The following is a 14390-nucleotide window of genomic DNA, read 5'->3' as shown; positions in this document are numbered from 1 at the left end:
GCCCGGCCGTCCCGCCGACGGCGGCCGGTCAGTGGGTGTGGTCGGTCAGTGGGTGTGGTCGGTCGCGGGGACGCCGGGGTGCGCGCGGAGCCAGGCGATGCGCTCGCGGCTCTCGTCGTCGAGCGGGGTGTAGACGACCATCCGTGCCTCGGGCGGCGACGGCAGGGCCATGCTGGTCGAGACCGTGCGGATCAGCCCGACGGCGCAGTGATGGAAGATCTTCATCCGGCTGCCGGGCCTGGCCACGTCGTGGGCGGCCCACATGCGGACGAAGTCGGGGCTGACGGCCGAGAGCCGCCGGACGAAGCCGGTCCAGGCCGGTTCGCCGAGGTGGCGGCCGAACCCGGCGCGCAGGGTGGCCACCATCTGCGGCAGCTCCTCCTCCGTGTTGACCACCGGGTTGCAGCAGTCGCGGGTGGTGAACAGCTGCCAGAGCGCGTTGCGGACGGCGGGCGGCTGCGCCGTCAGGGCGGGGAAGAGCCGCTCGTAGGCGGCGTTCCAGGCCATCAGGTCGTAGCGGCCGTTGTAGACGGCGGCGGGGAGCGGCCCCAGCTGGTCGAGGATGAGCCGCGTCTCGGGTTCCAGGCCCCGGTGGTCTTCCGTCTCGGCCACCGCGGGCACGTCGGCGAGCCGGTAGAGGTGCTCGTGCTCGGCCTGGTCCAGGCGGAGGGTCCGGGAGACCGCGTCGAGGACCTGCGTGCTGGCGTTGATCGGCCGGCCCTGCTCCAGCCAGGTGTACCAGGTGACGCCGACCCCGGCGAGCTGGGCGACCTCCTCGCGGCGCAGTCCGGGGGTGCGGCGGCGCGAACCGGGGGGCAGGCCGACGTCCTGGGGGGTGATGCGGCCGCGGCGGGTGCGCAGGAAGGCGGCGAGCTCGGCTCGCCGAGCGGCGGAACCGGCCGCGGAACGGGCATCGGAACCGGCCGCGCGCCGGGCGTCGGAACCGCTCGCGGCGCGGGCGTCGGGCTGGGTCACGGTCACCCCTCCATGCTGGCCGACGGGCGGCCGGCCTGCCAGGTACCGGTGATACCAGGATCGGCAGGCTCTCACCACCCTGATCCCCGCGCCGCCAGGCTCGTGCCATGACCGCGATCTCCCTTCCGACCGGGGCCCCGGCCCTGCGCACGCCGTGGCTGCTGACGATCCTCCTGACCGGGCAGTTCATGGCCGTCCTGGACGTCTCCATCGTCAACGTCGCCGCCCCGGTGATCCGCTCCGATCTCGACGTGTCCGGCTCGGGGCTCCAGATGATCATTTCCGGCTACACCGTCGCCTACGCCATGCTCCTGGTCACCGGCGCCCGCCTCGGCGGCCGGCACGGCGGGCGGCCGCTGTTCCTGTCGGGGCTGGCGCTGTTCACCGCCGCCTCGCTCGCCTGCGGCCTGGCCTCCTCGGCCGGGCAGCTGATCGCCTTCCGGCTGCTGCAGGGGGCGGGGGCGGCCCTGATGGTGCCGCAGGTGCTGAGCATGATCCAGACCGGTTTCACCGGGGCCGCCCGCGCCCGCGCGCTCAGCCTCTACGCCGCGGTGATCTCCGGTGCCGCGATCGCCGGCCAGGTGCTGGGCGGGGTGCTGGTCTCCGCCGACCTGCTGGGCGGCGGATGGCGGCCGGTGTTCCTGGTGAACGTGCCGATCGGCCTGGTCCTGCTCGCCGCCGGCGTCCGGCTGCTGCCCGCCGCGGGCGGCGCCCCCGCCGCCCGCCGCCCCCTCGACCTGGCGGGCCTGGTGACGCTCTCGCTGGCGGTCAGCCTCCTGGTCGTCCCGCTGGTGCTGGGCCACGAGCAGCACTGGCCGCTGTGGGCCTGGGCGGCGTTGGCGGCGAGCGCGGTCGTGGCGGGGGTCTTCGCCCTGGTGGAGCGGCGGGCCGCGGCCCCGTTGGTCCCGGGCCGGGTGCTCGGGGCACCGGGGGTGCTCGCGTCCGCGCTGGCGGTGTTCGGGGCGATGGCGACCTACGGCGGTTTCCTGTTCGCCGTCGCCCTGCACCTGCAGGGCCGGCTGGGCGACAGCCCGATCGAGGCGGGGCTGACGTTCCTGCCGGGGATGGTCGCCTTCGCGGTGGCCAGCCTGAACTGGCGGCGGGTGCCCGAGCGGCTGCACCGGCGGATGATCGTGGTGTCGTTCGCCGTGGCCGCGCTCGGCTACCTGGGGCTGGCCGTGGCGCTGGGCGGCGACGGGCACGGGCAGCCGCTGCTGGCGGCGGCGATGGCGGTGATCGGTCTGGGGCTGGGCGGGGCGTTCAGCCCGGTGCTCACGGTGGCCCTCGCCCACGTCGCGCCCTCCGACGCCTCCGACGCCGGCGGGCTGTTCGTGATGGTGACGCAGCTGGGCCAGGTCGTGGGGGTGGCGACGTTCGGCACGCTGTACCTGGGTCAGGGGTCGGTGGCGGGCACGGGGACGGCGCTGGCCGCCGCGGCCCTGGCGGCCGGGGCGTGCGCGCTGCCGCTGCTCCGGGTGCGGCCCGCCCGCTGAGCCGCACCCGGAGCCCGCGGGCCCGGACCACGCCCGCGGGCGTGCGGGCCCGGAGCACGTCCGCGGGCGTGCGGGCCCGGAGCACGTCCGCGGGCGTACGGGCTCCGACCGCGTCCGCGGGCGTGCGGGCTCGGGAAGCCGCCGCGGGGCGCGGGGGCTCAGAGCGTGCGGCGCCAGACGTCGATGGCCAGGACCTGGCGCATGCCCGCCGACAGGTACAGGTCCAGCGCGGGGGTGCTGTTGCCGGCGTCGACGTGCAGGTAGGTGCCGATCCGGCCGCGCCGCGCGTCGGCGGCGAACGCCGTGCGGAGCATGAACCGGCCCAGGCCCCGGCCGCGGTGGGCGGGCAGGACGGCGAGCCGGCGGACGTAGCCGCAGTTCTCGTCTCCGGCGAACATGTCGGTGCCCAGCAGCATCGCGACCGGTTCGCCGTCGAGCCGGGCCACCAGCAGCTGGGACCAGTCGGTGCTGGCCGAGGCGTCGAGCTCGGCGGACCACGCGTCGAACCCCTGCGGGGCGAACCCGAAGTGGTCGGCGAAGCCCGCCTGCTGGACGGCGTGGCCCTGGCGGCGGACCTCCTCGGTCCGGCCGTCGTGCAGGGTGAGCCCGGCGGGCGGCACGGGGTCGGCGACCCGGCCGGCGTGACCGGAGTGGTCGGCGAGGAGCCGGATGAAGCTGGTGGCGGGGACGAACCCGCGGGCGGCGGCGACGGCGCGCTTGCCGCTGTCCTCCCGGTACAGGCCGATGTCGACCACGGCGCGGTCGTGGCCGAGCCCGGCGGTGATCTGCCGCGCCCGCTCGGTCACGGCGTCCCAGAGCCCGCCGGTGAGGGCCTGGGCGTCGGGGTGGACCACCACGTCGATGTCGACGTTGTCGCCGGCGCCCTTGCGGCAGGCCCAGGCCCAGGCGACGAGGCGGCCGGCCGCGTCGTGGACGAGCCAGCCGTCCCGCTCCCGGTCGAAGGCCGGATCGTTCAGCTGGTCGGTGACGTCGTCCAGGGTCATGTCGGCCTTGCCGATCACCTGCGTGTCGCACAGGGAGACCAGCTCGTGGACGGCGGCGGCGTCGGCCGCCTCGGGCCGCCGGGTCGCGTAGCCGGCGGCGGTGGGGACGGTGTCCGGTGCGGTGGTGTCCATGTCCCCGAGCCTGCCCGGCCCGACTTGGGATCGGCTGAATCGCGGCTTGGCCCGGCCCCGGCCGCCGGAGGACGCCGCTCGGAATGATCAGCCGGGCTGAATATCTTTCGAGTAACAGAGCGATCTTTGCCCTATCTCGACCAAGCGCATTTTGCCACCCTTGCCCGCGTACGACCACGTACGTCCTCTTCCACATACCAAGAGGAGACCAAGGGTGGCTGGCAGCCGCGCGCTGCTCGAACCGGTCCACAAGGCCTTCGAGCGGCAGGTACGACGAACTCCGCAGCACACCGCGGTCGTCACCGGGACGACCCGCACGACCTACGCCGACCTCGACGCCCTGGCCAACCGGATCGCCCGCGAGCTCGTCTCCCGGGGAGTCGGACGCGACTCGGCCGTCGGGGTGTTCCTGAACCGCGACGAGACGCTGATCGCGGCGCTCCTGGGCGTCTGGAAGACCGGCGCCGCCTACGTCCCGCTGGACACCGCCTTCCCGGCCGACCGCCTGGGCTTCGTCGTCGAGGACGCCGGCATCTCGCACACGGTGACCTCCGCGGCGCTGGCCGGGCGGCTGCCGGAGCACGACCTCGTCCTCGTGGAGTCGGTCGGCGACCGCCCGTGCGACGGCCTGGACCTGCCGAGCGACCCGGACGATCGGGCCTACGTCATGTACACCTCCGGCTCGACCGGCCGCCCCAAGGGGGTCGTGATCGAGCACCGCAGCGTGATGGCGCTGCTGGGCTGGGACTCCGGGCACTTCACCGCCGAGGAGACGGCCGGCTTCCTCGCCTCGACCTCGGTCTGCTTCGACCCGTCCGTCCCCCAGCTCTACCTGCCCCTGCTGCTGGGCGGCACGGTGATCATGGCGGAGAACCCCCTGGCGCTGCACGCCCTGCCCGCCCGGGACGAGGTCACGATGATCAGCGCGGCGGCCTCGGCGCTGACCGCGCTGCTGCGGGAGCCGCTGCCCCCGAACGTGCGCACGGTGCTGTCCAGCGGCGAGCCGGTGAGCCGGGCGCTGGCCGACCGGGTCTTCGCCAACCCCGGCGTGCGGCGCATGGTGAACCTGTACGGACCGACCGAGTGCACCGTGCACTGCTGCGCCCACGAGATCGCCAGGGACGGGACGGGCGAACCGCCGATCGGCACGCCGTACGCCTGGTCGGAGCTGTCGGTGCGCGACGCCGACGGCCGGGCGCTCGGCGACGGCGAGCTCGGCGAGCTGTGGGTCGCCGGTCCGCTGGTCGGCCGGGGCTACCTGAACCGGCCCGAGCTGACCGCCGAGCGGTTCGTCACCGACGCCGGGGGCGTGCGCCACTACCGCACCGGCGACCTGGTCCGCCGGGAGGGCGGGGTCCACTTCTACGAGGGGCGGATCGACGACCAGGTGAAGGTCGCGGGGTTCCGGGTCGAGCTGGGCGAGGTGCAGGGCAGGCTGGTGCGCCACCCGCTGGTGCGCCACGCCGTCGTGCTCGCCCCCACCGACGAGGAGGGCACCCGGCGGCTGGTCGCCTACGTCGAACCGTCCGGTCCCGGCCTGGGTGACGGGGAGCTGCGGTCCTGGCTGCGCGACTGGCTGCCCGACTACATGATCCCCGCCAGGATCGTGTTCCTCGACGCCATCCCCGTGGGACCCACGGGCAAGGCCGACCGCTCCCGGCTGCCCGCGGTGGCTTTCTCCTCCGCGGCGGGCCCCGCCGCCTCCCCGGAACCGGCCGCCGAATCCCCCGCCGAATCCCCCGCCGCGGATCCCGCCGCGGATCCCGTCGAATCCCCCGCCGCGGATCCCGCCGCGGATCCCGCCGAATCCCCCGCCGCGGATCCCACCGAATCCCCCGCCCTCGCGGCCGGAACCGGATACGCCGCCCCGCGCGACGCGACCGAGCGGCGCCTGGCCGACCTCACCGCCGAGGCGCTCGGCGTCGAGCGGGTCGGCGTCCACGACCACTTCCTCGACCTGGGCGGGCACTCGCTGGCCGCCGCCAGGATCTGCGCCGGGATCGAGCACGCGTTCGGGGTCCGGGTCCCGCTGACGGCGTTCCTGGCGCGGCCCACGGTCGCCGAGCTGGCGCCGTACGTCGCCGGGGCCGCCCCGGCCCCCGTGCGACCGCTGGTGCGCCACGCCGGGCGCACCGGCTACCCGCTGACCGACATCCAGCGCGGCCTGCACCTGCTGCGCGAGGTCAGCCACAACCCCGGCGCCACCGCCATCGCCTTCCGGCTCGGGTTGCGCGGCCTCGCCTCCGCCCGGCCGCTGCGGGCCGCGCTGGACGCGGTCGTGCGCCGCCACGAGGCGCTGCGCTCCGTCATCGTGGACGGCCGGACCTGCGAGGTCCGGCCGCCCTCCCCCGTCCCGCTGACCGAGCACCGCCCGGCCTCGGCGGAGGAGGCCGACCGGCTGCGCCGGGCCGCCGTCGCCCACGACTTCGACGTCTCCCGGGAGTCGCCACTGCTGCGGGCCACCCTGCTGTGGTCGGGGCCGGACAGCGCGGAGCTGGTGCTCCTCACCGACCACACCGCGTTCGACGGCTGGTCGCTGGGGATCGTCATGCGGGAGCTCCTCGACGGGCTCACCGGCTCCGGCGACATCGCCGATCCGCCGTTCCAGCTGGGCGACGCCGCGCTGCGCGAGCAGGCGGCCGGGCCGGACACCGGGCCGGACACCGGGCCGGACACCGCACCGGGCACCGGGCCGGACACCGCACCGGACACCGGGGCGAACGCCGCACCGGGCGTCGGGGCGCTGCGGGACTTCTGGGCCGAGGAGCTCGCCGGTGCGGTCCCGCCGTACGAGCTGCTGCCCCGCGCCGACGACCGCCCCAGCCGGCTGCGCGGCGAACGCCTGGTGCGCCGGCTCGACCCGGCGACGACCGCGCGGATCGCCGAGCTCGCGGCCGAGTGCGGCACCACCCCGTTCGCCGTCCACCTGGCCGTGCTCGGCCTGCTGGTCGCCGGGCTGACCGACCGGCGCGACGTCCTCCTCGGCGCCGCCGTGGCCGACCGCGCCGACCCCGGGCTGGAGGCCATGGTCGGCCTGCTGGTCGACGTGCTGCCGGTGCGACTGCGCCTGGCGGACGGACTGTCGCTGCGCGAGGCGGTACGGCACGCGGGAGCGGTGACCGTCCGGGCGATGGACCACCGGGCGCTGCCCTCGCGGGACCGGGCCGACGCCGGGGGCGTGCAGCGCCCGCCCGGTGCGATCCTGACGCCCGTCACGCTCTCGGTCCAGCCGCCGGAGGTCCCCCTGTCGCTGGAGCGCGGAGGCGTCGGCGTGGACCTGGTCGGCGAGCTGGGCACGGGCGGGGTCCAGGCGCCGCTGGTCGTCTACGTCAACGCCACCGCGGACGGGCCCGAGCTCCAGGTGGAGTACGACCTGGAGCACCTGGACCGGGCCGGGGCCGAGGTCCTCACCGACCGCCTGGTCCGCCTGCTGACGGACGCGCCGGCCCGTCCCGACCGGCCGCTGTCGGAGTTCGAGGTGACCGGCCCGGAGGAGCGGGCGGCGCTGCTGGCCGCGGGGACCGGCGCGCCGCTGCCCGCGGACGCGCCGCGGACCGTGGTGGAGGCCGTGCTGGAGCAGGCCGTACGGCGCGCGGACGCCCCGGCGGTCGCCGACGCCGGCGGCGTCCTGACCTACGGCGAGCTGGCGGGCCTGGCCCGGCGGGTCGCCGCGGCGCTCGGCCCGGCGGCGGCGGGCGCCTGCGTGGGCGTGTGCCTGCCCCGCGACCGGTACCTGCCCGCGGCGCTGCTGGGCGTGCTGCTCGCCGGGGCCGCCTACGTCCCGCTCGACCCCGGCCACCCGCCCCTGCGCCTGCGCCACCAGGTCGGCGACGCCGGGATCAAGCTGATCGCCGCGGCGGGCGGCGCCCTGGCGACGGCCCGGGAGCTGGGCGGCACCGTCGTCGACCTGTCCCGGCTCTCCTCGGCGCAGTCCCCGCCGGAGCGGGCCGAACCCGGCGACCCGCCGGGGACCGGGCCCGACGGCCTGCCTCGGGTGGACCCCGGCGATCTCGCCTACGTCCTGTACACCTCCGGCTCCACCGGCAGCCCCAAGGGCGTGGAGGTCACCCACGCCAACCTGGCCGCGTTCACCGCCTCGATGAGGGTCGCCCCGGGGATCCGGCCGGACGACGTGATGCTCGGCCTGACACCGTTCTCCTTCGACGTGTTCGGCTTCGACGTGTGGGTGAGCCTCTGCCACGGCCTCCGGCTGGAGCTGCTGGGCCGCGACGACGTGCTCGACGGGCGGGCCGTGGCGCGGCGGATCGAGGAGGCCGGGGTCACGCTGATGACCGCGACCCCGACGGCGCTGCGCATGCTGGTCGCCTCCGGCTGGCGCGGCGGGGACGTGCGCGTGGTCGGCATCGGCGAGGTGCTCGACCCCGCCCTGGCCGGTGATCTGCTGGAGCGGACCGCCGAGCTGTGGAACGCCTACGGTCCCACCGAGACCACCGTCTACTCCACCATGGCCCGGGTCACCGCCCCGGTCGGCGACCGGGTGCCGATCGGCACGCCGCTGGCCGGCGAGCGGGCCTACGTCCTGGACCGGGCGGGCCGCCTGCTGCCCGCCGGGGTGACCGGCGAGCTGTGGATCGGCGGCGCCGGCGTGGCCCGCGGCTACCGCGGCCGGCCGGAGCAGACCGCCACGGCCTTCACCGACGACCCCCTGGACCCCCGGGGCGGGCGCCGCTACCGCACCGGCGACCTGGCCCGCTGGCGGCCCGACGGCACGCTCGACTTCCTCGGCCGCCGGGACCTGCAGGTGAAGGTCCGCGGCCACCGGATCGAGCCGGGCGAGATCGAGGCCGCGCTCCGCGAGCACGTGGCCGACGCGGCCGTGACCGTGCACGGCGGCGACCACCTGGTCGGTCACCTCGCCGCGCCGCGGGGGATCGACACCGGCGAGCTGGAGCGTTCCCTGGCGGCCCGGCTCCCCGAGTTCATGATCCCCCGCCGCTGGGTGGTCCTGGACGCCCTGCCCGTCACGGCCTCCGGCAAGGTGGACCGCGCCGCGCTGCCCGCCCCCTCCGGGCAGGCGCCGCCGGCGCCGCCGGAGACGGAGGCGGAGCTGCTGGTGGCCGAGGTGTGGTCCGCCGCGCTGGGCCGCTCCGGCCTGGGCAGGCACGACGACTTCTTCGCGCTGGGCGGGCACTCCGCGACCGCCGCCCTCGTGGCGGCCCGGCTGGGCGACGCGCTGGGCCTGCGGGTGCCCGTGCGCCTGCTGTTCGAACGGCGGACGCTGTCCGACTACGCCGCGCGCCTGGAGGCCCTGCTTCTGGCCGACCTGGAGGAGACCCCGTGACCGGACCCCTCGGCCCTCACCCACGTGGAGGAGACCCCGTGACCGGACCCCTCGGCCCTCGCCCACGTGGAGGAGACCCCGTGACCGAGCCCGTCAGCGGAGGCGACGCCCCGGTCGCGGGGCCGGCGAAGGAGACCGCATGACCGTCAGCGACGAACGCCGCGACGCCCTGGCGGCCCGGCTGTCGGCGGCGCGCCGCGCCGCCGCCCAGGCGGCCCCGGAGCTCCCCCTCCGGCGGGCGGCCGGCGGCCCCGCTCCCCTGTCCCCCGCCCAGGCGCGGCTGTGGTTCCTCTCCCAGCTCGACGACCTGGCCGCCTACAACGTGCCCGCCGCGCTGCGGCTGCGCGGCCCGCTGGACACCGCCGCGCTGCTGGGCGCCGTGCGCGACCTGGCCGAACGGCACGAGGTGCTGCGCAGCCTGGTCACCGGCGAGGGCGCCGTCCCGGTGGATCCCGGACGGGTCCCGGTCGCGGTCGAGGACCTCGACGACCCCGCAGCGCTGGAGGCGCGGCTGCAGGAGGAGCTCGCCCGCCCGTTCGCGCTGGACGCCGAGCCGCCCGCCCGCGCCCTGCTGCTGCGCCTGCCCGGCGGCGACGAGCACGTGCTGGCGCTGACCGTGCACCACATCGCCTTCGACGCCTGGTCGCGCAACCTCGCGCTGGCCGAGCTGGCCGCCCTGTACACGGCCCGGCTCGGCCTGGCGCAGCCGCCCGCGCCGCCGCGGGCGCAGTACGCCGACTACGCGGCGTGGCTGGCCGGGCGGCCGGAGGGCGACCTGGACTGGTGGACCGGGCGCCTGGCGGGGCTGGAACCGGTCCTGGACCTGCCGGTGGACCGGCCCCGGCCCTCGGTCGCCGACTGGTCGGGCGCCACCGTCCCGGTACGGCTGGCGCCCGCGCTGACCGCCCGGGTCCGCGAGGCCGCCGCCGCGACCGGATGCACGCCGTTCATGGTGCTGCTGGCCGCCTGGCAGGAGCTGCTGGGCCGGATCTCCGGCACCGACGACGTGCCGGTCGGCGTGCCCGAGGCGGGGCGGCTGCACCCCGGCGCCGCGGGCATGCTCGGCTGCTTCGTCAACACGCTCGTGCTGCGCGGCGACCGGTCCGGCGAGCCGACCGGCCGGGAGCTGCTGACCCGGACCAGGGACGCCGTGCTGGACGCGCTCACCCACCGGGACGTGCCCTTCGAGAGGATCGTGGAGCGGCTGCACCCCGAGCGGAGCCTCGCCGTCACACCGGTCTTCCAGGTGCTGCTCAACGTCCTGGACGACCGTCCGCAGCCGCCGGCCTTCCCCGGCCTGACCGCCGAACCCGTGCAGGTCGCGCCGCGCACCGCCAAATACGACCTGAACCTGGCCTTCGTCAACGACGGCGAGGCCTACGACGGCGAGCTGACCTACCGCACCGACCTGTTCGACGAGGCGACCGCGCGGCGCGTCACCGGCTGGTACCTGACCCTGCTGGAGGGCGTGCTCGCCGACCTGGACGCCCCGGCGGCGGCCGTGCCGCTGGAGCCGGTGACCGGGCCCGTCGCCGCGGGCCCGCGCATCGCGATGGACCTGTCGCACCCGCTGCACGCGGTGATCGGCGACCGGATCCGGAGTGCGCCGGAGGCGGTGGCCGCGGTGGACGCCGCCGGGTCGCTCACCTACGGCGAGGCGGACCGGCTGGCGAACCGGCTGGCCCGCCACCTCGTCGCGGCCGGGGTGCGGCCGGACGAGCCGGTCGGCGTGCTGGCCGGCCGGCACACCGGCCTGGTGCCGGCGCTGCTGGGCGTGCTGCGGGCGGGCGGCGCCTACCTGCCGATGGAGCCCGCCTACCCCGACGACCGCCTCGCGTACATGGTGGAGACGGCCGGCGCGCGGATCGTGCTGGCCGACCGCGAGCACGCCGGCCGGGTCCCCGGCACGCTGGTCCTACCGGACCTGCTGGCCGCCGGGCCCGACGAGCCGGTGGAGGTCGAGGTCACCCCCGGCCACCTGGTCCACGTGATCTTCACGTCGGGCTCCACCGGGCGGCCCAAGGGCGTCGGGATCGAGCACCGCGCCGCGCTGCACTACCTGCACGGCGTGGCCGAGCTGGTGCCCGACGTCCACGCCTCCTACGGCGTGGTCTCCACGATCGCCTCCGACCTGGTCATGACCTGCCTGTACGGCGCGCTCACCCGGGGCGCCGCGGTGCACTTCGTCGACCAGGAGGCCGCCACCGACCCGGAGGCCTACGCCGCCCACCTGGCGGCGCACGCCGTCGACGTGGTCAAGATGGTGCCCAGCCACCTGGAGCTGCTGGCCGCCCACGGCGACCTGGCCCGGGTGCTCCCGCGCCGGCTGCTGATCCTGGCCGGCGAGGCGACGTCGTGGGAGCTGGCCGGGCGCGTCCGCGCGGCCCGGCCCGACCTGGAGGTGCAGATCCACTGCGGGCCGACGGAGGCGACCGTCTCGGTGCTGGGCGGCCGGGTGCCCGACGGGCCGCCGGGTCCGGGCTCGGTCCCGCTGGGCCGCCCGCTGCCCGGCGTCGAGTGCCACGTCGTGGACGCCGCGGGCCGCCCGCTGCCCGCCGGCGTCCCGGGCGACCTGTGGGTGGCGGGCCCGAACCTGGCCCGCGGCTACCTGAACCGGCCCGACCTGACCGACGAGCGGTTCGTCCCCGACCCGGTGACCGGGACCGGCCGCTGCTACCGGACCGGCGACCGGGTCCGGCTGAACTCCGCCGGGCTGGTGGAGTTCCTCGGCCGGGTCGACGACCAGGTCAAGATCAGGGGCTTCCGGGTGGAGCTGGGCGAGGTGAAGGCCGCCCTGCAGGAGCAGCCCGGGGTCGGGGAGGCGGCGGTGCTGCCGGTCGGCGAGGGCCGCTCCCGGCGGCTGGCCGCCTGGGTGGCGCCCGCCTCGGTGGACCTGGCCGCGGTCCGGGCGGGACTGCGCGGGCGGCTGCCGGACTACATGGTCCCGCCGGTGATCACCGTTCTCGACGAGCTGCCGCTCACCCCGCTGGGCAAGGTCGACCGGGCCCGCCTGCCGCTCCCCGAGGCCGCGCCCGCCGCCGGGCGGGTCGCGCCGAGCAGGCCGGCCGAGCTGCGGATCGCGGCGGTCTGGGCGGAGGTGCTGGGCGTGGCGGAGATCGGCGTCGACGACGACTTCTTCGCCCTGGGCGGCGACTCCTTCCGCGCGGTGCGGGCGGTCCGCGAGATCGACCCGGCGCTGCGGGTGATCGACCTGTTCACCCGGCCCACGGTCCGCGAGCTGGCCGCCCACCTGGACGGCGGCGCGGCGTCCGCCGGAGCCGAGGCCGGGCTGCTGCACCGCCTGGCCGGTCCGCGCGCGGCGAGCCGTACCGTCGTCTGCCTGCCCTACGGCGGCGGCTCGGCCGCCGCCTACCGGCCGCTCGCCGCCGAGCTGGCCCGCACCTCCCCCGGCACGGCGGTGCTCGCCGTCGAACTGCCCGGGCACGACCCGGCCCGGCCCGGCGAGGCCCTGCTCTCGCTGCCGGAACTGGCCGGCCGGATCGCCGCCGAGCTGGACGGGGTCTCCGGTCCGATCGCGCTGTACGGCCACTGCGTCGGCTCGGCCGCCGCGACCGAGGTGGCGCTCCGGCTGGAGGCGGCCGGCCGGCAGGTCGCCGGCGTCTTCGTCGGCGGCGGCTTCCCCGACGCCCGGCTGCCCGGACGGCTCTCGGCCTGGTGGAACCGGAGGTTCCCGGCCCACCGGTGGGCCTCCGACCGCACCCAGCGCGACTTCCTGCGCATGCTGGGCGCCCTGGACGAGGACTTCGGCGACACCGAGGTCATGCTGCGCGGGCTCCGGCACGACGTGCAGGAGGCGCAGTCCTGGTTCAGCCGCCGGCTCGACACCGCCTCCGGCGAGGAGCGCAGGCTCACCGCGCCGCTGCTGTGCGTGATCGGCGACCGGGACCGCGCGACCGAGCTCTACCAGGAGCGCCACCGCGAGTGGGGGGCGTTCGCCGACCGGGTGGAGCTGGCCGTGATCTCCCGGGCCGGCCACTACTTCCTCAAGCACCAGGCCCGGGAACTGGCCCTGCTGGTCGACGGGCACCTGGACCGCTGGGCCGGCGGGGACCTGCCCGAGCCGGTCGGGGAGGTGGAGGTCGCGGGCCGCGGCGCCCGCCGGGACCTGCGCCGCTTCTACACCGTCGCGGCCGGGCAGACCGTGTCGCTGCTCGGCGCCGCGCTGACCTCCTTCGCGCTGGGCGTGTGGGCCTACCAGGAGAGCGGCCGGGTGCTGGACTACGCCCTGGTCACCATGCTCGCCCTGCTGCCGTCGCTGCTGGCGGCGCCGCTGGGCGGCGCGGTCGCCGACCGGGTGGACCGGCGGCTGGTCATGCTGGTCTGCGACGGCGTCTCGGCCGCGGCCACCGCGGCGCTGGTGCTCCTGCTGTGGCTGGGGCGGCTGGAGGTCTGGCAGGTCGGGGTCATCGCCGGGCTGCTGTCGCTGGTGTCGGCCTTCCACCGGCCCGCCTACCTGGCGGCGGTGGCGCAGCTGGTGCCCAAGCCGTACCTCATGCAGGCCAACGCGCTGGCCAACCTCGGCACCGGCCTGGGCATGCTCGTCGGCCCGCTGGGCGGCGCCGCGCTCATCACGCTGGTCGGGCTGCACGGCGTGGTGGCGGTCAACATCGCCACGTTCCTGGCCGGGCTCGGCACGCTGCTGCTGGTCCGCTTCCCCGACCGGCTCTTCCACCGCCTGGAGGAGTCCTTCGGCCAGGCCATCGCCGGCGGCTGGCGCTTCCTCGTCCGGCGCCGCCCCCTGATGATCATGATCGGGTTCTTCGTGGTGGAGAACTACCTCGGCATGCTCGCCCTGTCGGTGACCGTGCCGGCGGTGCTGTCGTTCAGCGACGTCACGGGGGTGGGCCTGGTGACCGCGATGCAGGGCCTGGGCGCGGTGGCCGGCTCCCTGGTCATGGTCTTCTGGGGCGGCACCGAGCGGCGCGCGGTCGGCATGGTCGGCTTCGTGATCGGGTTCGGGGCCGGGGTGCTGCTGGTCGGGCTGCGGCCCTCGCTGGTCCTGGCGGCCTTCGGCGGGCTGATGTCGTGGGCGTTCCTGACCGTGCTGAACGCCCACTGGCTCGCGCTCATCCAGCTCAAGGTCGGCCTGGAGCTGCAGGGCCGGGTGCTGGCCACCAACCAGATGTTGGCGGTGTCGATGACGCCGCTGGCGTTCCTCACCGCCCCGGTGCTGGCCGACGACGTCTTCGGCCCGCTGCTGGTCCCGGGCGGGGCGCTGGCGGACACGGTCGTCGGCGACGTCGTCGGGGTGGGGCCGGGGCGCGGCGCCGGGCTGCTGCTGGCCGCCTGCGGCGCGCTGCTGATGCTCTGGGGGGCGCTGGGGCTGTGGTACCGGCCGCTGCGGCGCATGGAGGACGCGCTGCCCGACGCGGTCGCGGGCGCCGAGATCGCCGAGGATCTGGACGCGGTCCAGGCCGAGGCCGACGCCGTCCTGCTGGAGGGCGCCGGCCGGGCCCGGTGACC

General features: G+C 76.6%; 5 protein-coding genes. 3 read left to right on the top strand and 2 right to left on the bottom strand.

From position 1 onward, the window contains the following. Positions 1 to 45: 45 nt before the first annotated feature. Positions 46 to 981 (bottom strand): helix-turn-helix transcriptional regulator, encoded by a 936-nt coding sequence (locus HS045_RS32420; RefSeq protein WP_307827824.1) that lies wholly within the window; start codon positions 979 to 981, stop codon positions 46 to 48. Positions 982 to 1082: 101 nt separating this feature from the next. Here HS045_RS32420 and HS045_RS32415 point away from each other — a divergent pair, with 101 nt between their 5' ends. After that, on the top strand, positions 1083 to 2468 hold the full coding sequence (locus HS045_RS32415; RefSeq protein ID WP_196455440.1) for an MFS transporter: 1386 nt from the start codon (positions 1083 to 1085) through the stop codon (positions 2466 to 2468). A 158-nt stretch (positions 2469 to 2626) separates the two neighbouring features. On the opposite strand, the gene HS045_RS32410 is transcribed toward HS045_RS32415, so the two are convergent. Then, a complete protein-coding gene (locus tag HS045_RS32410; RefSeq protein WP_196455439.1) occupies positions 2627 to 3604 on the bottom strand; it encodes a GNAT family N-acetyltransferase in 978 nt (325 codons plus the stop codon). Between the two features lie 214 nt (positions 3605 to 3818). Between HS045_RS32410 and HS045_RS32405 the strand changes: the two genes are divergently transcribed. Together HS045_RS32405 and HS045_RS32400 are read left to right on the top strand one after the other, a co-directional pair. Then, positions 3819 to 8906 carry a non-ribosomal peptide synthetase gene (locus HS045_RS32405; protein ID WP_196455438.1) on the top strand — a complete coding sequence of 1696 codons (5088 nt, stop codon included), beginning with the start codon at positions 3819 to 3821 and terminating at the stop codon, positions 8904 to 8906. A 139-nt stretch (positions 8907 to 9045) separates the two neighbouring features. Then, positions 9046 to 14388, top strand: a complete 5343-nt coding sequence (locus HS045_RS32400) for a non-ribosomal peptide synthetase/MFS transporter (protein WP_196455437.1) — start codon at positions 9046 to 9048, stop codon at positions 14386 to 14388. The last annotated feature ends 2 nt before the right edge of the window (positions 14389 to 14390 follow it).

This window comes from Planomonospora sp. ID82291 (assembly GCF_015711645.1).
GTDB lineage: Bacteria > Actinomycetota > Actinomycetes > Streptosporangiales > Streptosporangiaceae > Planomonospora.
The sequence above is the reverse complement of the archived record's forward strand: the minus strand, read 5'-3'. Positions and strand labels throughout refer to the sequence as shown.